The sequence below is a fragment of the Nonomuraea sp. NPDC050663 genome, from assembly GCF_044456985.1.
Classification (GTDB): Bacteria; Actinomycetota; Actinomycetes; order Streptosporangiales; family Streptosporangiaceae; genus Nonomuraea.
In genome coordinates, this window is the sequence record NZ_JBITGL010000011.1 from 97,456 (window position 1) to 118,495 (window position 21,040).

The 21,040-nt window shown below is 69.4% G+C and carries 19 protein-coding genes; 15 read left to right on the forward strand and 4 right to left on the reverse strand.

Going from position 1 to position 21,040, the window contains the following annotated elements:
* Both ACIBH1_RS30955 and ACIBH1_RS30960 read left to right on the forward strand, forming a co-directional pair.
* On the forward strand, positions 1-552 hold the full coding sequence (locus ACIBH1_RS30955; protein ID WP_397317490.1) for a helix-turn-helix domain-containing protein: 552 nt from the start codon (positions 1-3) through the stop codon (positions 550-552).
* Positions 533-1,744 carry an MFS transporter gene (locus tag ACIBH1_RS30960; protein WP_397317491.1) on the forward strand — a complete coding sequence of 404 codons (1,212 nt, stop codon included), beginning with the start codon at positions 533-535 and terminating at the stop codon, positions 1,742-1,744. Before ACIBH1_RS30955 ends, ACIBH1_RS30960 begins: the two co-directional genes overlap by 20 nt.
* Here ACIBH1_RS30960 and ACIBH1_RS30965 read toward each other — a convergent pair.
* The gene (locus tag ACIBH1_RS30965) at positions 1,704-2,585 is read right to left on the reverse strand and encodes a LysR family transcriptional regulator (protein WP_397317492.1); all 882 of its coding nucleotides are present in this window, start codon (positions 2,583-2,585) and stop codon (positions 1,704-1,706) included. The genes ACIBH1_RS30960 and ACIBH1_RS30965 overlap by 41 nt on opposite strands.
* Positions 2,586-2,595: 10 nt before the next feature.
* Entirely contained in the window at positions 2,596-3,507 is a 912-nt protein-coding gene (locus ACIBH1_RS30970) for a LysR family transcriptional regulator (protein WP_397317493.1), read from the reverse strand.
* Between the two features lie 97 nt (positions 3,508-3,604).
* On the opposite strand from ACIBH1_RS30970, the gene ACIBH1_RS30975 reads away from it, so the two are divergent.
* Complete coding sequence (locus tag ACIBH1_RS30975) at positions 3,605-3,919, forward strand: antibiotic biosynthesis monooxygenase family protein (RefSeq protein ID WP_397317494.1); 315 nt, start codon at positions 3,605-3,607, stop codon at positions 3,917-3,919.
* Here ACIBH1_RS30975 and ACIBH1_RS30980 read toward each other — a convergent pair.
* Together ACIBH1_RS30980 and tdh are read right to left on the reverse strand one after the other, a co-directional pair.
* Positions 3,913-5,091 (reverse strand): glycine C-acetyltransferase, encoded by a 1,179-nt coding sequence (locus tag ACIBH1_RS30980; protein WP_397317495.1) that lies wholly within the window; start codon positions 5,089-5,091, stop codon positions 3,913-3,915. The genes ACIBH1_RS30975 and ACIBH1_RS30980 overlap by 7 nt on opposite strands.
* Entirely contained in the window at positions 5,091-6,119 is a 1,029-nt protein-coding gene (gene tdh / locus ACIBH1_RS30985) for an L-threonine 3-dehydrogenase (protein ID WP_397317496.1), read from the reverse strand. Before tdh ends, ACIBH1_RS30980 begins: the two co-directional genes overlap by 1 nt.
* A 122-nt stretch (positions 6,120-6,241) precedes the next feature.
* Between tdh and ACIBH1_RS30990 the strand changes: the two genes are divergently transcribed.
* From ACIBH1_RS30990 to ACIBH1_RS31045, 12 genes are all read left to right on the forward strand, one after another.
* Entirely contained in the window at positions 6,242-7,396 is a 1,155-nt protein-coding gene (locus tag ACIBH1_RS30990; protein ID WP_397317497.1) for an ROK family protein, read from the forward strand.
* A gap of 189 nt (positions 7,397-7,585) precedes the next feature.
* On the forward strand, positions 7,586-8,470 hold the full coding sequence (locus ACIBH1_RS30995) for an ABC transporter permease (RefSeq protein WP_397317498.1): 885 nt from the start codon (positions 7,586-7,588) through the stop codon (positions 8,468-8,470).
* Positions 8,467-9,348, forward strand: coding sequence for a carbohydrate ABC transporter permease (locus tag ACIBH1_RS31000; protein WP_397317499.1), 882 nt, complete (start codon positions 8,467-8,469; stop codon positions 9,346-9,348). The genes ACIBH1_RS30995 and ACIBH1_RS31000 overlap by 4 nt, the downstream gene beginning before the upstream one ends.
* A gap of 56 nt (positions 9,349-9,404) precedes the next feature.
* Complete coding sequence (locus ACIBH1_RS31005) at positions 9,405-11,021, forward strand: hypothetical protein (protein WP_397317500.1); 1,617 nt, start codon at positions 9,405-9,407, stop codon at positions 11,019-11,021.
* A gap of 20 nt (positions 11,022-11,041) precedes the next feature.
* Positions 11,042-12,217: a Gfo/Idh/MocA family protein gene (locus ACIBH1_RS31010; RefSeq protein WP_397317501.1), complete on the forward strand. Its 1,176-nt coding sequence runs from the start codon at positions 11,042-11,044 to the stop codon at positions 12,215-12,217.
* A 29-nt stretch (positions 12,218-12,246) separates the two neighbouring features.
* The gene (locus ACIBH1_RS31015; protein ID WP_397317502.1) at positions 12,247-13,944 is read left to right on the forward strand and encodes an ABC transporter substrate-binding protein; all 1,698 of its coding nucleotides are present in this window, start codon (positions 12,247-12,249) and stop codon (positions 13,942-13,944) included.
* The gene (locus tag ACIBH1_RS31020) at positions 13,945-14,949 is read left to right on the forward strand and encodes an ABC transporter permease (protein ID WP_397317503.1); all 1,005 of its coding nucleotides are present in this window, start codon (positions 13,945-13,947) and stop codon (positions 14,947-14,949) included. It begins immediately after the preceding gene.
* Complete coding sequence (locus ACIBH1_RS31025) at positions 14,946-15,791, forward strand: ABC transporter permease (protein ID WP_397317504.1); 846 nt, start codon at positions 14,946-14,948, stop codon at positions 15,789-15,791. The genes ACIBH1_RS31020 and ACIBH1_RS31025 overlap by 4 nt, the downstream gene beginning before the upstream one ends.
* Complete coding sequence (locus tag ACIBH1_RS31030) at positions 15,788-16,762, forward strand: ABC transporter ATP-binding protein (RefSeq protein ID WP_397317505.1); 975 nt, start codon at positions 15,788-15,790, stop codon at positions 16,760-16,762. The genes ACIBH1_RS31025 and ACIBH1_RS31030 overlap by 4 nt, the downstream gene beginning before the upstream one ends.
* Positions 16,755-17,708, forward strand: coding sequence for an ABC transporter ATP-binding protein (locus ACIBH1_RS31035; protein ID WP_397317506.1), 954 nt, complete (start codon positions 16,755-16,757; stop codon positions 17,706-17,708). Before ACIBH1_RS31030 ends, ACIBH1_RS31035 begins: the two co-directional genes overlap by 8 nt.
* Positions 17,705-19,600, forward strand: coding sequence for a hypothetical protein (locus tag ACIBH1_RS31040; RefSeq protein WP_397317507.1), 1,896 nt, complete (start codon positions 17,705-17,707; stop codon positions 19,598-19,600). The genes ACIBH1_RS31035 and ACIBH1_RS31040 overlap by 4 nt, the downstream gene beginning before the upstream one ends.
* Entirely contained in the window at positions 19,600-20,958 is a 1,359-nt protein-coding gene (locus ACIBH1_RS31045; protein WP_397317508.1) for a family 20 glycosylhydrolase, read from the forward strand. Before ACIBH1_RS31040 ends, ACIBH1_RS31045 begins: the two co-directional genes overlap by 1 nt.
* Positions 20,959-21,040: the final 82 nt, after the last annotated feature.

Genomic DNA, 21,040 nt, shown 5'->3' on the forward strand with positions numbered 1-21,040 from the left:
GTGCGCATCACCGACCCCAAGGCCTTGCGGGCCATGGCCCACCCCCTGCGTATCGACCTGCTCGACCTGCTCGGCCGCATCGGACCCGCCACCGCGGCCACCTGCGCCAGGCACCTCGACACCTCGCAGGCCTCCTGCTCCTTCCACCTGCGCCAGCTGGCCAAGTACGGCTACGTGGAGGAGGCCGAACCGTCGCAGGACAAACGCGAGCGCCTGTGGCAGGTCACCGACCACGAGCAACAGTGGTCGAGCGCAGACGGCGACCCGGCCGCGCTGGAGCTGGAGAAGGTCTTCATCGAGCGCGAGGCCGCCCGCATGGCCGCCTGGTCCGACATCAGGACCACGGCGCCCGAGGAATGGCAGAAGGCGGCGTTCGTCGGCGGCGTGACCGCGGCGATGACCCCGCAGGAGCTCGAACAGGTCGGCGGGCAGCTCTGGGAACTGCTCGCGCCGTACTTCGCCCGCATCAAGGACCACTCGCTGATCCCGGAGGGCGCCAAGGCCGTCCGGGTCTTCATGCACGGAGCGCCCAATGAACCTCTTGCTCCGTGACGCCCGCTTCCGGCGCATCCTCCTCGGCGACGCGGTCTCCAGCTTCGGCGACAGCATGCTCTTTCTGTCGCTGGCCGTCTGGGCCAAGGACCTGACCGGCTCCGACGCCGCCGCCGGGCTGGTCTTCCTGTTCATCAACGCGCCCGGCTTACTCTCGCCCCTGCTCGGCCACATCGTCGACCGGGTCAGCCGCAAGAAGCTCTTCATGGGCATGATGGCGGCGATGGCGGTGATCGTGCTGGCGCTGCTGCTGGTGCGCACCGCCCACGACGTGTGGATCATCTACCTGGTCGCCTTCTGCTACGGCGTGCTCTTCTCCACCCCCGCCTTCAGCGCGCTGCTCAAGGACCTGCTCCCCGAGGAGAACGCCGCCGCCGCCCGCGGCCTGCTGGTCACCGTGCACCAGGGGCTCAGGATCGTCTCGCCCGCGGCGGGAGCGGGCATCTACCTGGCCTTCGGCGGCTGGGTCCTGGCCGTCGCCGACGCGCTGACCTTCGTGGTGGCCATCGCCTGCGTCGCCTCCGTCAAGGTCGTCGAATCCGAGCCGGAACCGGCCGAGCCCTTCCGCCGGTCGCTCACCGCCGGACTGCGCCACCTGCGGCAGGTGCCGCTGCTCGGCAGGCTCAGCCTGATGTGCGTGCTCTTCGTGGCCGGGGCGGGACTCCTGGAGTCGGGCACCTTCGCCGCCATCGAGCAGGGCCTGGGCTACGAGGCCGCCTACTTCAGCGTGCTCATGATCATCCAGGGCGCCGGCTCGATCGTCGGCGGGCTGGGGTCGGGCACGCTCGTCAAACGGCTGGGCGAGGCCAGGACCGCCGCGCTCGGCTTCCTCGTCGCCGGCATCGGCGTGCTGCTCTTCCAGGTGCCGCTCTGGCCGCTGTACACCCTGGGAACCGTCCTGTTCGGCGCGGGCCTGCCCCTGGTCTTCGTCGCCCTTGGTACGGCACAGCAGCTCTACGCGCCCGCCCGCCTCCAGGGCAGGGTCGCGGCGGCCTCCGGCATGCTGGTCAACGGCGCCCAGACCGTCTCCAACGCGGTGGGGGCGGCGCTGATCGGGTTCGTCGACTGGCGGATCATGTTCGGCGTCGTCGCGGCTGCCACGCTCTCCAGCTGCGCGGGCATGCTGATCCGGACGCCTGCCGTACCCGAGATCATGGGGTCCGGGTCGCGAGAGCCTCAATCAGTGGCGTGAGCAGCGGATGGTGCTCGGCCCCCCGCCTGACGGCGGCGAACACACGCCGCTCGGGCCCGGGAGCCGCTCGTACGGTCACCAGCGACAGGTCGAGGTGCCGCAGCGCCAGCCGCGGCACCAGCGCCACCCCGGCGCCCGCCCCGATCAGCGCCACCACCGCCCGGAAGTCGTCGGAGTAGTGCGTGAAGGCGGGCGTGAACCCCTCGCGCTCGCACGCCACCGTCAGCAGGTCGTGCACCGGATTGCCGGGATAGGGCCCGATCCAGGGCTCGTCCTTGAGGTCCGCCAGCCGCGTGACCGGCGCGTGGTCGTGCGGCAGCACCAGGTCGAACGGCTCGGCGTAGAGTGGGATCCTGGTGAGCCGGGGGTCGCCAGAGGCGGGCGCGCCGCGATACTCCACGGCGATCGCGATGTCGGCCTCCTCGTCGAGGAGCAGCGTCAGCGCCTGGTCGCCCTCGGCGTCGCGCACCTTGATCGTGATGTCGGGCGCCTTGTCGCGCAGCTCCCTGATCGCCGGGGCCAGGACCACGCTGATGGCGGTGGCGAACGACGCCACCGTGATCTCGCCCTCCTGCCCGGAGGCGTAGGCGGCCACCTCGGCCTGGGCGCGTTCGAGCTGGGCGAGCACCTCGTTGGTGTGCTCCAGCAGGATCCTGCCGACCGCGGTCAGCCGCACCCCGCGGCCGTCGCGCGTCAGCAGCCGGTGTCCCACCTCGTGCTCCAGCGCGGCCAGCTGCTGGGAGACGGCGCTCGGGGTGAGGTGCAGCGCCGCGGCGGCCGCCGTCACCGTGCCGTGGTCGGCCACCGCGCGCAGGGTCCGCAGGCGGCGCGTGTCTATCACGCGGCCGAGCTTAGCCGCCGCCCGCGGCGTCGGCGTATCGGTGCGCGGTGGCCACGAGGCAGTCGGTCAGGTGGCCGAGGGCCTCGTCGGCCGTACCGTACGTGGCGGACCAGAGCCGTCGGGGCGGCGGGCCGGGCCGGAGCGGGCGCGCCACCACGTCGCGGGGCAGCCCGGCCAGGGCCGAGACGGGCACCAGGGCCAGGCCGTGCCCGGCGCCGACCAGGGCCAGCGTGGTCGTGTAGTGGTTGGAGTCGAGCGCGACCCTCGGGGTGAAGCCGGCGACGCCGCAGATGGCGCGCAGCGATTCCGCGCACGCGAACGACGTGCCGCTGATCCACGGTTCGCCGGCCAGCGCGGCGAGCTCCGCCACGGGCTGCGACGCGACGGGATGCGCGGTGGGCACGACGAGCAGCAGGGGGTCGTCGGGGAGCACCTGGACCGTCAGCGGGCGCAGCTCGATGGGGTGAGCGGCGTAGTCGTAGGCGATGGCCAGGTCGGCCTTGCCGTGGCGGACCAGCTCCAGCGCCTGGGAGGAGTCGCACTCGGTGAACTCGAACGGGCGCGTGGGGTAGCGCCGCCGCCACAACGCCGCCGCCCGAGGCAGCAGGGCGCTGCAGGCCGTGGGGAAGGCGGCCACCCGGATCGCCGCCAGCTCGCCCGAGCGGATCTGGTCGAGCTCGCGTCTCGCGTCGTCGCAGGAGGCCAGGATGCGCCTGGCGTGCCGGAGGACCACCTCGCCCTCGGGCGTCAGCGTGGCGCCGGTGGTCGTGCGCTGGACAAGGAGCGTGCCGACCTCCCGCTCCAGCGCGGTGACCTGCTGGGAGACGGCGGGCTGGGTCATGCCCAGCGCGGCGGCGGCCGCCGTGAAGGAACCGTGGTGGGAGACGGCCCGCAGGACTCTCAGCCGCTGGAGGTTCTCCATAGGCATAAGTCTTGCTTATGGGGATCGCGGCGGATACCCGCTTCCGGCTTATCCGGTGGCGATCGTACTGTCGCCTGGAACCCAACGAGGAGGCACCTTGTCCAGCATCGTCACCCTGCCGTCACCGCCGTACTACGCCGTCATCGCGCCCGCCGTGCTCCGCCACGACCTGGCCGGACACGGCCGGATGGCCGACGCCGCCATGCGGGCGGCGAGCGGGCTGGACGGGTTCCACGGCATCGAGGTCTGCGCCCAGCCCGGCTTCGCGATGGCCGTGTCGTACTGGCGATCGCTGGAGGCGATCGACGAGTGGCGCCGCCACCGCACCCACGAGCAGGCCAAGTCGCTGGGCCGATCCCGGTGGTTCGATCAGTACGCCACCAGGATCGCCCAGGTCATCGACGCCTACTGAGCCGCGCCACGCGTCTGGATGAAGGCCTCCACCGCCTGGTCGACGTCCTGTGTGGAGTGGGCCGCGCTCAGCTGGACCCGGATGCGGGCCTGGCCCTGCGGCACCACGGGGTAGGAGAATCCGATCACGTAGATGCCCAGCTCGAGCAGGCGGTCGGCCATGGCGGCGGCCTGGGCGGCGTCGCCGATCATGACCGGGGCGATCGGGTGGTCGCCGGGCAGGATGTCGAAGCCCGCCTCCGTCATCTTCGCCCGGAACCTGGCCGTGTTGGCCTTGAGCTGCTCGCGCGCCTCGCTCGTGGTCTGCAGCAGGTCGAGGACCTTCAGAGAGGAGGCGGCGATCACCGGGGCCAGGGAGTTGGAGAAGAGGTAGGGCCTGCTGCGCTGGCGGAGCAGGTCGCAGATCTCCTTGCGGGCGGCCACGTAGCCTCCCGACGCGCCGCCGAGCGCCTTGCCGAGCGTGCCGGTGATGATGTCGACGCGGTCCATCACGCCGTGGAGCTCGGGGGTGCCGCGGCCGGTGGGGCCGACGAAGCCCACGGCGTGGGAGTCGTCGACCATGACCATGGCGTCATACTGCTCGGCCAGGTCGCAGATCTCGCGCAGCGGGGCGACGTAGCCGTCCATGGAGAAGACGCCGTCGGTGACGATCAGCCTGCGGCGTGCCGTACCCGCTTCCTTCAACCGGGCTTCGAGCTCGGCCATGTCGCGGTTGGCGTAGCGGAGACGCTGGGCCTTCGACAGGCGGATGCCGTCGATGATGCTCGCGTGGTTGAGCGCGTCGGAGATGACCGCGTCCTGGGCGTCGAGCAGGGTCTCGAAGACGCCGCCGTTGGCGTCGAAGCACGAGCTGTAGAGGACCGTGTCCTCCTGGCCGAGGAATCCGGACAGGCGCTGCTCGAGCTCCTTGTGGACGTCCTGGGTGCCGCAGATGAAGCGCACCGAGGCCATGCCGTAGCCCCAGCGGTCGAGCGCCTCCTTGGCCGCCTCGATCACCTCGGGGTTGTCGGCCAGGCCGAGGTAGTTGTTGGCGCAGAAGTTGAGGACGCGTCGGCCGACGACCTCGACCGACGCGCTCTGCGGGGTGCTGATGACGCGCTCGGGCTTGAGCAGGCCCGCCTGGGTGATCTCGGAGAGCGTCTCGCGCAGCTGGCCGCGTACGTTGTCGAACATCAATTGCTCCAGTCCATGATGACCTTGCCCGTGCGCCCGCTCGCGGCGGTGTCGAAGGCGGCGTCGAAGTCTCGGTACGAGAAGCGGTCGGTGATCACGGGGGAGAGGTCGAGGCCCTTCTCCAGCAGGACCGACATGTTGTACCAGGTTTCGTACATCTCGCGGCCGTAGATGCCCTTGATGGTGATCATCGAGGTGACGACGGTCGCCCAGTCGATCGCGAACTCCTCGGCGGGCAGGCCGAGCATGGCGATGCGCCCGCCGTGGGTCATGTGGGCGATCATCGAGCGCATGGCCTGCGGGTTGCCCGACATCTCCAGGCCGACGTCGAAGCCCTCCTTCATGCCGAGCTGGCCCATGCCCTCGCGCAGGTCGCTGGTGGCGACGTTCAGCGCGAGGCTGACGCCGAGCTTGCCCGCCAGGTCGAGGCGCTCGGGGCTGACGTCGGTGATGACGACGTTGCGGGCGCCGACGTGCGTGGCGACGGCGGCGGCCATGAGCCCGATGGGCCCGGCGCCGGTGACCAGGACGTCCTCGCCGACCATGGGGAAGGACAGCGCGGTGTGGACGGCGTTGCCGAACGGGTCGAAGATCGCGGCGATGTCGGGGTCGACGGGCACGCGGTGCACCCAGACGTTGCTCGCGGGCAGCGTGACGTATTCGGCGAAGGCGCCGTCGCGGTTGACGCCCAGGCCGACGGTGTTGATGCACAGGTGGCGGCGGCCGGCCATGCAGTTGCGGCACTTGCCGCAGACCAGGTGGCCCTCGCCGCTGACCAGGTCGCCGGGCTTGATGTCGTCGACGCCGGGGGCGACCTCGACGACCTCGCCGCTGAACTCGTGGCCGACGATGAGCGGAAGCTTCAGGGTGTTCTTCGCCCAGTCATCGAATTTCCGGATGTGGAGGTCGGTGCCGCAGATGCCGGTGCGCAGCACCCTGATCTTGACCTCACCCGGTCCGACCGTGGGCTCGGGTACGTCGACCAGCCACAGTCCCGCTTCGGCTCGCTCCTTGACCAGCGCTTTCATGCCAACCATCTTCCTCCAGGACCCTCACCCGGTGTCCATCGAGGGTTTCTTAAGTGCCCCCACAGCGCAGCTTCACGCCGCCGACAGATTTCGTAACTTGCTTGAATAAGTAGGATGTTTGCGTGCGACAGCAGAGCGGCGACGCCTCCCTCCTGCGGCGGCTGAACACCGCCGCCATCCTCCGCCACCTGCGTGGCGCGGAGAGCGCGACCTTCGCCGAGCTGGCCAAGGCCGCCCGGGTCTCGCGCCCGACGGCCGAGGCGGTCGTCGAGGAGCTGCTGGCCGAGGGCTGGGCCGAGGAGTGCGGCGAGGACAGCGCCGAGCGCCAGCGCGGCCGCCCGGCCAAACGTTTCCGCTTCCGCGCCTCCGCCGGTCACGTGGTGGGGGTGAGCGTCGGCGCCTACCGGCTGTTCGCGATGGTGGCCGACCTCGGTGGCCAGGTCGTGGCCACGCACCGGATGGCGGTCTACCCGGAGATGCCGGCCGACGAGCGCATGGCCGCCATCGTGGGGCTGGTGGAGGAGGCCGCCGCCGCCCTCGGTGACGCGGACGCCCTCGCCGAGCGCGGGGCCGGGCGGTTCGCCGCGGTCGGCGTCGGCACCACGGGCGTGGTCGACGCCCGCGGCCGCGTGGTCAAGAGCATCGCCCTGCCCGGCTGGACCGGCCTCGAACTGCAGGCCGAGCTCTCCCGCATGATCCCCGCCCCGGTCCTGGTCGAGAACGACATGCGCCTGGCCGTCCTGGCCGAGCACTGGCGCGGCGTGGCGGTCGACCGTCGTGACGTCGTCTACCTGTTCACGGGCAACCGCATGTCGCTGGGCCTGCTCATCGACGGCGTGCCGTACAGGGGCTCCCACGGCGCCTCGGGCGAGCTCGGCGAGCAGCCGGGCGGGTTGTGGAAGGTCTGGAGCCACGTCGTCGACTACGCCATGTCCGTGGAGCCCGGCGAGCTGCGCTCCCCGGGCCAGGCGGCGGAGTTCGCCTTCACGCGTGCCCTGGAGGGCGACCCGAGGGCGGTCAAGACGGTCGAGGCGTTCGCCACGGGCCTGGCCGAGGGTCTGGTGACCGTGGTCAACCCGCTCGACCCCGAGATGGTGGTGATCGGCGGCGCGTTGTCGCGCGGTGGCGAGCTGCTGACCGGGCCGATCCAGGCCTACCTGAACCGCGTCTGCCTCTACCCGCCCGAGGTCGTCGCCTCGCGGCTCGGGGTGGAGTCGATCGTGGTCGGAGCGCTCAAGCTGGCGCTGAATAACGCAGACAAGCTGCTGTTTTCCTAGCTAGATCTGTCACAGAGTCATCACGAATCGGTAGATTCTGCTCGATTAACACTAGTTGTTTTCATAAATGAGCATTAGCCTCCAGCCACTGCCATAGCACTGGAGGTGGACGTGGTTGCAACGACGGCACCGCCGCCGCTGGAGGTCGAGACCGAGGTCCGTCCTCAGCGCGGGAGCCTGCGAGAGCGCTTGAGACGGGACTGGACCCTACTCGCGCTCTGCCTGCCGGGCGTGCTGTACTTCGCGATCTTCTTCTACGTCCCCGTCCTGGGGAACGTGATCGCCTTCAAGGACTACGCGCCCTTCCTCGGCATCAACGAGAGCCCATGGGTCGGGCTCGACAACTTCACGATGCTGCTGGCGGAACCGGAGTTCTGGACCGCGGTGGGCAACACCCTGCAGATCACCGCGCTGCAGCTCGTGCTCTTCTTTCCGGCGCCGATCGCGCTGGCCCTGCTGCTGAACTCCCTGGTCGGCCACCGCATCAAGCGCTTCATCCAGAGCGTGGTCTACCTGCCGCACTTCCTGTCGTGGGTGGTCGTGGTGGCCATGTTCCAGCAGGTCATCGGCGGCGCGGGCACCGTCTCCAACTTCCTCAACTCGCACGGGATCACCATCGGCAACCTGATGTCGAACCCGGACACCTTCAAGCTCCTGGCCACCGCCCAGGTCATCTGGAAGGACTGCGGCTGGGGAACGATCATCTTCCTGGCCGCGATCACCGCCATCGACATGAACCAGTACGAGGCCGCGGCCATCGACGGCGCCGACTGGAAGCGCCGCCTGTGGCACGTGACGCTGCCCGGCATCCGCCCGGTCGTCCTCATGCTGCTCATCCTGCGCCTGGGCGACATCCTCAGCGTCGGCTTCGAGCAGATGGTGCTGCAACGCGACGCCGTCGGGGCCGCGGCGTCCGAGGTCATCGACACCTACGTCTACTACCACGGCGTGATCAACGGCGACTGGGGCGCGAGCACCGCGGCCGGACTGATGAAGGGCGTCATCGGCGCGGCCCTCATCTACGCGGCCAACAAGCTCGCCCACAAGTTCGGAGAGCAGGGGATCTACCGATGAGGCCGCCATGGATGGAGCGCCCCACGATCGCCGGGCGCACCCTCAAGTTCGTCGTGCTCACCGCGATCACGCTGGCCGTGCTGTACCCCTTCGGCCTGGCCCTGGGCACCAGCCTGACCGGCCGCGAAGAGAGCATCGCCAACGGCGGCAGCTACGTGCTCCTGCCGCTCCACCCCACGCTGGAGGCCTACAAGGTCGTGCTGTCGGGCGGCGCGGTCACCCGGGCGGTGCTGATCAGCATCAGCATCACCGTCATCGGCACCGCGGCCAGCCTGCTCTGCACCGTCTTCCTCGGCTACGCCCTGTCGCGCCGCGGCATGTTGTTCGGCAAGCCGATCCTGCTGATGGTGCTGGCCACCTTCCTGTTCACCCCCGGCATGATCCCGAGCTACCTGATGGTCAAGGAACTCGGGATGATCGACACCTACCAGGCGCTGATCGTGCCGGTGCTGGTCAACGCCTTCAACGTGGTCGTGGTCAGGGCGTTCTTCCAGAACCTGCCCGAGGAGCTGTTCGAGGCCGCCCGCATGGACGGCGCGGGCGAGTGGCGCATGTTGTGGCGCATCGCGCTGCCGCTGTCGAAGGCCGTCATCGCGGTGGTCGGGCTGTTCTACGCGGTCTCCTACTGGAACACCTTCTTCAACGCGATCCTCTACCTCAACGACCAGGCCAAGCACCCGATCCAGGTGGTGCTGCGCCAGTACATCTTCCGGGGCAACGCCCAGGCCGGCGCCGACATCGCCGTGATCAGCAACCTGCCGGCGGCCTCGGTGCAGATGGCGGTCCTGATCATCGCGCTGATCCCGATCATCATCGTCTACCCCTTCCTCCAGAAGTACTTCACCAAGGGCGTCCTGACCGGCGCCATTAAGGGCTAACAGCCCTCCTTCGTCGGACTGTCATCCCAAGGGATGCTGTGTTTATTGGAGAACCAGTGCTTTCTCGTCGTGGTTTCCTCGGGCTCGTCGCCGCCGGAGTCACCGTCGCCGGGCTCGCCGCGTGCAGCGGCGAAGGCGGTACGGCAGGCGCCGTCAAGAAGGGCGGCGCGGACCTGTCCAAGAAGCTCCTGCTCCCCACCTTCACCGCGGCCAAGATCCCCACCCCCGACCTGCCCATCGACGCCGGCCAGGACCCCGCCTACCTGAAGTACCCGGACACCCTGGTCAAGTCGGTCGCCACCCCGCCCGGCGACGGCAGCAAGATCACCTCGCTCACCCAGACCTGGGACGTCGCCCCGCCGGCCACCGCCGACAGCGCCTACCTGCAGGCGCTCAACAAGTCGCTCAACGCCCAGTGGGAGATGAACATCGTCGTCGGCGACGGCTACCCCGACAAGTTCAACGCCATCATCGCCTCCGACGACCTGCCCGACCTGGTGTGGTTCCCGCCGAACCAGGGCCTGCAGCGGGTGCCGGAACTGCTGGCCGCCAAGTTCCACGACCTGACCCCCTACCTCAGCGGCGACGCGGTCAAGAAGTACCCGAACCTGGCCAACCTCGGCGACGTGGCCTGGAAGTCGGCCGTCACCAACGGCAAGATCTACGGCGTCGCCGTGGCCTACAGCCGCTTCGGCCAGGTCATGCTCACCAACGAGGACTTCTGGAAGCCCGTCGGCGGCACCACGTTCACCAGCGCCGACGACTTCCTGCAGAAGGCCTCTTCGCTCGTCGACAAGAGCAAGAACAAGTATCCGCTCGAACCCGCCTACGTGAACATGGTTCACATGTTCAGCCAGTGGCACGGCGCGCCGAACACCTGGAAGCTGGAGAACGGCAAGCTAACCCACCAGTACGAAACGGCTGAGTACCAGGCCGCGATCGAGTTCGCGGTCAAGGCGTTCAAGGCCGACCTCTTCTGGCCCGACGCGACGCTGGCCACGGTCAAGGACAAGGCCGCCAACGGCCAGATCGGCGCCTACGTCGAGTCCTTCCCGGGTTTCCTCAACGACTCCCGCCGCCAGAAGTACAACCTCGGCGTGATCGTCCCCTTCGCCGCCACCCCCAGCTCCAAGCCCGTCTTCAACATGGCGCTCGGCTCCGTCGGCTTCACCGCCATCAGCAACAAGGTCGACAAGGCCCGCATCGAGATGCTGCTGAACGTCCTCAACTTCATGGCCGCGCCGTTCGGCACCGAGGAGAACCAGCTCATCAACTACGGCGTCGAGGGCACCCACTTCACCAGGTCCGGCAGCGACCTCGTCTACACCTCCAAGGGCGAGACCGAGGTGCCGACCACGTGGCAGCCCATCTCGTTCGTCATCGGCTCGCCGTCGGCGCTGTTCCTGCCCGGCCAGCCCGAGCGCACCAAGCTCATCCACGACTTCCAGACCAAGGCCGCGCCGATGGTGCAGCAGCGTGTCACCACCGGCCACTTCTCCGACACCAACACGGAGAAGGGCGGCGAGCTGTCCACGATGGGCTCGGAGATGATCGTCGACATCGTTTCGGGCCGTAAGTCCATGTCCGAGTGGCCGGAGTTCGTGAAGTCGTGGATGGCCAAGGGCGGCGCCGCGATGAAGGCGGAGTACGAAGCCTCTCTCGCCAAGGGCTGAAAGAACCGGAAGGAAAGCTAGTGGAAGACCTGCGTATCGGAGTCCTGGGCCTCGGCCTTCGGCTCAACCTCGCCCTGGACGCGCACCGGCCGGGCAGGGGCGCCGTGGTGGCCGCGATCTGCGACTCCGACCCGGAGGTGCTCAAGAAGCGCGCCGAACGGTTCGACGACCCGTTCCTGACCGAGGACTATCGCGAACTGCTCGACCGTGACGACCTCGACGCGATCATCATCATGACCCCCGATGACACGCACGAGCGCATCGCGGTCGACTGCCTGGAGGCGGGCAAGGCCGTCTACCTGGAAAAGCCCATGCACATCACCGTCGAGGGCTGCGACAACATCCTTCGTACGGCCAAGCGGACCGGCACCCGCCTCTACGTGGGGCACAACATGCGCCACATGGGCGTGGTCCGCACCATGCGCGACATCATCCAGCGCGGCGACATCGGCGAGCCCAAGACCGTGTGGGTGCGCCACTTCGTCTCCTACGGCGGCGACTACTACTTCAAGGACTGGCACGCCGAGCGCGACCGGACCACGGGGTTGCTGCTGCAGAAGGCCGCCCACGACCTCGACGTGATCCACTGGCTCGCGGGCGGCTACACCACCAGGGTCAACGCCATGGGCGACCTGATGCTCTACGGCGACCTGCCGCGCCGCGAGGCGGGAACGCCCCGGCCCGACGGCTGGCTGCGCGAGTTCGACTGGCCGCCGACGGCGCGCAAGGACCTGCACCACAGCATCGACGTCGAGGACGTGTCGGTGATGAACATGCGCCTCGACAACGGCGTCATCGCCGCCTACCAGCAGTGCCACTTCTCGCCCGACTACATCCGCAACTACACGGTGATCGGCAGCGAGGGCCGGCTGGAGAACTTCGGCGACGGTCCCGGCGACACCGTCAAGGTGTGGAACACCGGGCCCACGGGTTACCGCTCCGACTGCGACATCGCCTACCGGGTGCCCGACGCCAAGGGCGGGCACGGCGGCGCAGACTCCGGCATCCTCGGCGAGTTCTTCCGCTTCGTACGCGAGGGCGGGGTCACCGACACCTCGCCGGTCGCGGCGCGGATGAGCGTGGCCGCCGGCTACATGGCCACGATGTCGCTGCGCGACGGCGGCACGCCGTACGACGTTCCCGTCCTGGACCCGGACCTGGTGGCCTACTTCGACGGCGGCCAGCGAAGCATCTGAACAGCCGTATCTGAAAGGAACGTCCCCTCATGAAGAAGGTCAGGCAATCCGCCGCGGTCGGCACGATGGGGCTGGCGTTGTTGCTGACGGCCTGCTCGCCGGGCACCGCGGGCGGCTCCCAGCAGACGGGCACGGCCGGTGGCGGCGCCGCCGGCGTGTCCGACGCGATCAGCCTGCGGGTCAACAACGCCACCACGTACTCGCGTAACTTCAACATCTACTCGCCCTCCACCGACATCGCGCCCCAGGCCAGCCTGATCTACGAGCCGCTGGTGCGGCGCAACGTGTTCAAGGGCGGCCAGCTGGAGCCGTGGCTGGCGGAGTCGTGGGAGTGGAGCGACGGTGACAAGAAGGTCACCATCAAGCTCCGCACCGACGTGAAGTTCTCCGACGGCACGCCGATGACCGGCAAGGACGTCGCGTTCACGCTGAACATCCCGCTGAAGTACCCGGAGCTCAACACCGGCGGCCAGACCTACGTCTCGGCCGAGGCCACCGACGAGCACACCGTGGTCGTCACCTGGAAGAAGCCCGGCCAGCTCGACTTCTACCGCTTCGCCCTCGGCGCCACCAGCAACGCGCCCCGGATCGTGCCCGAGCACCTGTGGAAGGACCAGGATCTGAAGACCTGGACCAACCCCGACCCGGTCGGCACGGGCGTGGGCAAGCTCACCCAGTTCACCCCGCAGCAGTTCACGCTGGAGACCCGCGCCGACTACTGGGGCGGCCGGTTCCCCATGAAGGCGATCAAGATCGTCGCGGCGGGCGGTGACGACCAGACCAAGGCCCGCCTGCTCAAGGGTGACCTCGACTTCGCGACCATGTCCTGGCCGAACGCCGAGCAGGAGTACATGGCCCGCAACCCCGAGGCCAACGTCTACCGGACCTTCCACACCGGCGGCGAGGAGTCGCTGCTGTTCAACCTGGACAAGGAGCCCTTCGCCGACGCGGGTGTCCGCAAGGCGCTGGCGATGAGTGTGGATCGTTCCTCCCTGCTCAAACTCGCGCCGACCGGCCAGGAGCCCGCCAACGCGTGTGGCCTGGAGCCGCAGGTCTACGCCGACTTCATGGCCCCCGAGTGCAAGCCGCAGGCTCTCGACGTCGAGGGCGCCAAGAAGGCGCTGGCCGACGGCGGCTGGAGCGTCGAGGGCGGCCAGCTCGCCAAGGGCGGCAAGACCTACCCGCTGAGCGTCAAGGTCGTGCAGGAGTACTCCAACTGGATGGCCTGGGGCAAGGGCATGCAGGATCAGTGGAAGACCAACCTGGGCCTGGACGTGAAGGTCGTGGCGACTCCCGAGGAGAACTACGACCCGCAGCTCAACGAGGGCGACTTCGACATGGCCCTCTACTGGACCGGCGGCTCCAACGGCCTCTACTCGGTCTTCACCGACCAGCTCGACCCCGAGACCTACGTGCCGGTCGGCAAGGACGCGCAGTACCAGAACCAGGGCCGGTGGAAGGACCAGTCGACCGCTCCGCTCCTCGACACGATCCGCACCAACGTCGGCGACCCCGCCAAGCAGAAGGAGGCGGGTCACCGGCTTCAGAGGATCCTGCTCGAGCAGGTGCCCTTCTCCCCGATGTTCACCGCCGACTGGTTCATCGAGATGAACAACGCCCGCTGGACCGGCTGGCCGGAGGCGGACGCCGCCTCGCACGTGCCGCACAGCGCGCTCGGCCCGGACTTCGTCCTCACCCTCAAGGGCCTCAAGCCCGCGGGCCAGTAGATGAAGCAGGGCAAGGGGCGGTTCCTGACCAGGAGGGTGGCCTTCTACGTGGCCACCGCCTGGTCGGCCATCACGTTGAACTTCCTCATCCCCCGGCTCATGCCGGGGGATCCCACCTCGGTCATCGTCAGGCAGTTGCAGAAGCAGTCGGGCGAGTCGATCCCGCCCGAGGCGGTCGCGGCGATCCAGAAGCTGTTCGGTGATCCCCGCGCGGGGCTGCTCCAGCAGTACTGGGACTACCTCGGCAGCGTCGCCCGCCTGGACTTCGGCCTGTCCATCAGCCGCTTCCCGACCCCGGTCGGGGAGCTGCTCGGGGCGGGACTGCCGTGGACGCTGCTGCTGGTGGGCACGACCACGCTGCTGGCGTTCGCCATCGGGACCGGGCTGGGCATCGCCGCCGGGTGGAAGCCGGGCGGGCGGCTCGACGGGATCCTGTCGCCGCTGTCGACCTTCCTGTCCGCGTTGCCGTACTTCTGGGTCGCGCTGATCGCCCTGTACGTCTTCGGGCTGGTGCTCGGCTGGTTCCCTCTGGGCGGCGGTTACGACCCCGACCTGTACGGCCGGCCGGGCTTCCTGGGCAGCGTCCTGGAATACCTGGTCATGCCCGCCGCGACCATCGTCTTCTCCGCCTTCGGCGGCTGGCTGCTCGGCATGCGCAACATGATGATCACCACGGTCAGCGAGGACTACGTGCTGCTCGGCAAGGCCAAGGGCCTGTCGTCAGGACGCGTGATGTTCAGGTACGCCGCCCGCAACGCCCTGCTGCCCAGCGTCACCGGGTTCGCCATGGCGGTCGGCGGCGTGCTCGGCGGGGCGTTGCTGACCGAGATCGTCTTCTCCTATCCCGGGATCGGCTACCTGCTCTACGACGCGGTCAGCAAGCGTGACTACCCGCTCATGCAGGGCGTCTTCCTGCTGACGACGCTCACCGTGCTGCTGGCCAACTTCGTGGCCGACTCCGTCTACGTGATGATCGACCCCCGCACGAGGGAGGCAGGCCGATGAAGGTCCGCATCGGCATCGGCATCATCGCCTTCTTCGCCGTGATCGCCATCGTCGGGCCGTGGCTCAACGACCTGCTGGGCATCGGACCGTGGAAGATCGACTACGACGCGATCAGCCAGGCGCCCAGCGGCGACCACCTGCTCGGCACCACGAGCCAGGGCACCGACGTGCTCGCGCAGATGATCGCCGGGACCCGCAACTCGATGGTCGTCGGTTCGGTGGCGGCGGTCATCGGCGTGGTGCTGGCGGTCGTGGTCGGCGTCACCGCTGGCTTCTTCGGCGGCAAGGTCGACGCGGTGCTTTCCTTCGTCACCAACATGTTCCTGGTCCTGCCGGTGCTCCCGCTCACCCTGATCGTCGCCGGCTACGTACAGGACACCGGGCCTGTCACGATCGCGCTGATCATCGGCCTGTTCGGGTGGGCGCCGGGCGCCCGCACCCTGCGGGCGCAGACGCTCTCCCTGCGCAGACGCGACTTCGTCATGGCGATGCGCATGGTCGGCGAGACGAAGACGCGGCTGATCTTCGTCGAGGTCCTGCCGCACCTGGCGGGCTGGATCTCGGCGATGTTCCTGCACCTGGTGCTCGGCGCGGTGCTGGCCGAAGCGGGCCTGGCCTTCCTGGGCATCTCGTCGGCCGACACCGTCAGCTGGGGCACCGTCATCGACCAGGCCAGGCAGGTGGCCATGCTCAACGGCATGTGGTGGTGGTTCGTCCCGCCCGGCCTGTGCATCGCGTTGCTGGGCACCGCGACCGGCCTGGTGAACTTCGGCATCGACGAGGTGATGAACCCGCGGTTGCGCACGGCCGACATCAAGGCGATGAGAAAGGCGCTCGCATGATCCTGGACGTCAAGGGGCTCAACGTCGACTACATCTCGGCCGCGGGAGCCGTACGGGCCGTCAACGACGTCTCCTTCCAGCTGCGCCGCGGCGAGATCCTGGGAGTGGCGGGCGAGTCGGGCTGCGGCAAGTCGACCCTCATCATGGGGCTCATCCGGCTGCTGCGCCCGCCGGCGGCCATCACCGGCGGCGAGGTCTGGCTGCACCCGCGCGAGGGCCGGCCCGTCGACATCGCGCGCAAGACCGACAAGGAGCTGCGCAAACTTCGATGGCGCAGCATCGCGGTGGTGCTGCAGAGCGCCATGGACGCGCTCAACCCGGTCGCGCGCCTGAGCGCCCAGTTCGCCGACGTGCTCAGGGAACACGGCTACCGCAACGTCGAGGAGCGCACCGCCGAGCTGCTGGAGATGGTGGGCATCTCGCCCGACCGGGCCCGTTCGTACCCGCACGAGATGTCGGGCGGCATGCGCCAGCGCGCCATGATCGCCCTGGCGCTGGCCTGCGATCCCGAGATCGTCGTCATGGACGAGCCGACCACCGCCGTCGACGTCGTCATGCAGCGGCAGATCCTGGCGCAGATCCTCGAACTGCGCCAGAAGCTCGGCTTCTCGGTGGTCTTCGTCACCCACGACCTCTCGCTGCTGGTCGAGCTGGCCGACCGCATCGCCATCATGTACGGCGGGCGGATCGTCGAGCTGGGCGAGGCGGCGGAGATCTACCGCTCGCCCAAGCATCCCTACACCAAGGGGCTGCGCGACTCCTTCCCGCCCCTGCACGCGCCCGTCACCAGGCTGAGCGGCATCCCCGGCACCCCGCCCGACCTGCGCAACCTGCCCCTCGGGTGCGCCTTCGAGCCGCGCTGCCCGAGCCGCTTCGACGAGTGCGCGCAGCGGCGACCGGAACTGCTCGACGTGGGCGAGGGCCTTGCGGCCTGCCACCTGCACGACCGAGAGAGGACGGCCCATGCCTGAGGAGACCCCGGTCCTCGCCGCGGAGAACGTCACCAAGCACTTCGACACCGGCAGGCAGACCGTCAGGGCGCTGGAGAAGGTGACCCTGCGCCTGTATCGCGGGCGCATCTCCGCGCTCGTCGGCGAGAGCGGCAGCGGCAAGACGACGCTGGCCCGGCTGCTGGCCCAGTTCTATCCGGTCACCTCGGGCGAGATCAAGCTGCGCGGTCAGACCGTCAGCCGCCCGGACAAGGCCTTCTACGGCGAGGTCCAGCTGGTCTTCCAGGACCCGTTCGCCTCGCTCAACTCGCTGCGCAAGGTCGAACACAACGTGCGCAGGGCGCTGAAGCTGCACGGCCACGAATCGGGCGACGATCAGGTGCACGAGCTGCTGGGCAAGGTGAACCTGACCCCGGCCGCCGAGTTCGCCGGGAAGCTGCCGCACGAGCTGTCGGGCGGTCAGCGCCAGCGGGTGGCCATCGCCCGCGCGCTGGCCGTACGACCGGCGGTGCTGCTGGGGGACGAGCCGATCTCGATGCTCGACGTCTCCATCCGGCTGGACGTCCTCAACCTGCTGGCCAGGCTGCGCGAGGAGGAGGGCCTGGCGCTGCTCTACATCACGCACGACATCGCCAGCGCCCGCTACCTGTCCGACGACATCTACGTCATGTACGCCGGGCAGATGGTCGAGGGCGGCCCCGCCGAGTCGGTGATCCAGGAGCCGAAGCACCCCTACACCCGGTTGCTCATCGACTCCTCGCCCGACCCGGAGCGGGCGGGGGGCAGCTCGGCCTTCACCGCCACGGCCAAGCTGGGCGAGCCGCCCAGCCTGGTGGACCCGCCGCCCGGGTGCCGGTTCCACCCGCGCTGCCCCTTCGCCATGGCCAAGTGCAAGACGGACCTCCCGCCGCGCACCGAGTTTCCGGACGGAAGCTGGACCACCTGCTGGCTGCACGAGGAAGCATGAGCTATCACCTTCGTTACCAGGTACTTCCCGGCCGGGACGCCACCCCGCTGGCCCGCTACTGCGCCGAGCACGGCGTAGACGAGGTCGTGCTGATCTACAACTCCGAGGAGCTGCACTCCGGTCACCCGGTGGGCGTCGGCGAGGACCTGTGGTTCGAGCACGTGGCCGCCGTCAAGGGGGTGCTCGACGCGCACGGCGTGGGCGCCAGCCTGAACCCGTGGGTGACCGTCGGCCACGCGGACCGGGGCAGGATGCAGGACCTGGGCTTCGCGCCGATGGTCTCGCCCTGCGGCGAGGCGTCCACGGCGACCGCCTCCTTCGCCTGCCCGGTCTGGCGCGAGTGGCTGGCGGGCCACTACGGCCGCTTCTCCGAGCTGGGCTTCCGCGTGCTCTGGCTGGAGGATGACTTCCGCTACCACAACCACTCCCCGCTCACCTGGGGCGGCGGGTTCGAGCCCGAGATGCTGGAGCGCTTCGCGCTGCTGTCGGGGGAGAAGGTGGAGCGCGAGGACCTGGTCGCCGCCGTCACCGCGGGCGGCCCGCCGCACCCCTGGCGCTCGCTGCTCCAGCGGACGTGGCGCGAGGCCCAGCTCGAAGCCCTCGACGCCGTACGGCAGGCGGTCGGCGGCCGGGCCAAGCTCGGCCTGATGAGCTCGGGTCTGGGCATCGCCTCGGTCGAGGGCCGCGACTGGGCGGCGCTGTTCGACCGGATCGACGTGCACCGGCCCCACTTCGCGCCCTACGGCGACGCGCCAGGACAGGCGCTGGCCTACTCGATCGCCATGCTGGAGCTGCAGCGCGCGCTGCGTCCCGAGGGCGTGGAGGTGGCCCCGGAGATCGAGAACTGGCCGCACACCGAGTGGACCAAGTCCGACACCCAGACCTGGTCGGAGATGGTCGCCGCGCGCCTGTCGGGAGCCGACGGCATGCTGCTCGACGTGCACCCCTTCGTGACGGGCGAGCCGGAACGTTATCCGCGGATCGGGCGCATGCTCGACCGGTCCCGCGCCGCGCTCGACGTCACGGCCTCGCCCGTGCTCGAGACCGAGGGGGTCGCGATCCCGTGGTGGCCGCAGACGGCCGCGAGCATCTGGGGCGACGGGACCTTCGACGGCCTGACGGCCGACCCGTTGCGCGCGGCCCGCTACCTGCTGCCGTACGGCGTGCCGATCAAGGCCGGCTCCGGCCCCGTCACCGCGCTGTTCGGCAAGGTCGCCTGGGGCGTGCCCGACGCCGACGTGGAGGCGATCTTCTCCGGCGGGGTGCTGCTCGACGGGCATGCCGCCGTGATCCTCACCGAGCGGGGGTACGGCTCGCTGCTCGGGGTGGAGGTCGAGGAGGTGGCCGAGCGGTCCGAGCCTTCGCGCGTGCCGTACAGCATGGAGCGGATCGCCGACGGCGGCGCGCTGGTCAGCGTCAACGTGCAGCCCGCGCTGGCGCGGCTGGCGGCGGTGAGCGGCGCGCAGGTGTGGACGCACATCCTCAGCCCGCGCGAGGAGCAGTGGGGCGACGGCCGCGTGGCCTACGTCAACGCGCTGGGCGGCCGGGTGGTCACGCTCGCCGCGTGCGCGCCCGAGTCCCTGGGGCGCTGCGACGACGGGCAGCGCCTGGCGCACCGCGCGGTGCGTTTCCTGGGCGGCGACTTCCCCCTGGTCAGTGGCGGTCCGCATCTCATGCCGCAACTCGCCGTGGCGGGCGGGCGCAGGAGGCTGGCGATCGTCAACGGCTCGGCCGACCCGGCTCGCCCGGTCGTGTCGGGGACGGCGCCGGACGTCGCGACGTTGCTGGAGCCGTTGCGGGAGCCGAGGAACGTGCCCGTGCGGTCGGAGAACGGTTGTTTCGTGATCGATGAAGACGTGCCGCACCGCGGCTACGCGATCTTGGAGTGGTGATGAACGAGCGGCCTCAGGTCGTCCCCGCCCTGCAGGAGTGGACGGGCGGCACCGGCGAGTTCCGGCTCTCTCCCGATTCACGGGTGATCTGCGCCGATCCGGCGCTGGGCGCCGGCCTGGCCGCCGAGCTGGGTATCGGCCATGCGACGGAGGGCGAGGGCGACATCGTGCTCGACCTCGCCCCCACCGGCCACGGCGACGAGAGCTACCGGCTGCGGGCCGAGCCCGGCGGCGTGCGGATCAGCGCCCCCACGGCTCGCGGCCTGTTCTACGGCACGCGCACCCTCGTGCAGATCCTCCGCACCGGCGCGGTGCCGTGCGGCGTGGCCCACGACTGGCCGAACTACCCGGTCCGCGGCTACATGCTCGACGTCGGGCGCAGATACGTCACCCTCGAGCTCATCCACCGCCTCATCCGGCTGATGGGCCGCTTCAAGCTCAACGAGCTGCAACTCCACCTCAACGACAACGAGATCAAGGCCCCCGAGGGCGACTGGAGCAAGGCGCTGCACGGCTTCCGCCTGCGCTCGGAGGCGTTCCCCGGGCTGGCCTCGGAGCAGGCCTACTCCCGCGCGGAATGGGACGCCTTCGAGGACCTGGCCGCCGCTCACGCGATCACCATCGTCCCCGAGATCGACGCCCCCGCCCACTCGCGCTCCTTCATCGCCTACGACCCGTCCATCGGGCACGACGACGGCGACTCCGACCACCTCGACCTGGCCAACCCGGCCGCGACCGACCTGGTCAAAGCGGTGTTCACCGAGTTCGCGCCGTGGTTTCGCGGTCCCGACCTGCACTTCGGGGCCGATGAGTACTACCAGAGCAAGCAGCTGTGGAAGGAGTTCTTCAACGACCTGGCCGCGCACGTGCGCTCGCTCGGCAAGCAGCCGCGCGCCTGGGGCGGCTTCACCCGCCTGTCCCCGACGGGAGACACCGCGGGCTTCGACCCCGATGTGGTGATCAACAGCTGGAACAACGGCTTCTACGGCCCCGAGGGCGCCCGCGGCGACTCCTACCGGCTGATCAACAGCAATGACGACCTGCTCTACATCGTCCCCAAGGCCGACTACTACCACGGCTACGGTCTGGATGCCGAGTGGCTGTACAACCATTGGGAGCCGCACGTCTTCGCCGACGGTCAGGAGCTCGAACCCGGCGACCCGCGCCTGCTCGGCGCCATGCCCGCGCTCTGGAACGACCTCGTCAGGGACGACTACTCCGAGGAGTGGATGTACGAGCTGATCGAGGAGAGCCTGGGAGTGCTCGCGCAGAAGATGTGGAGCGGCGCCCGCGCCGGCCTGCCGTACGACAAGTTCGCTAGGCTCGTCGCCATGAACACCACCATGTTGGGTGCCTAGCAGGGGACGACGCCGACGCCAGTGCGATCGGGACGACATCTACCGGCGGCAGCTGGGGCGACCTTGCTGACAGTGGCCGAGA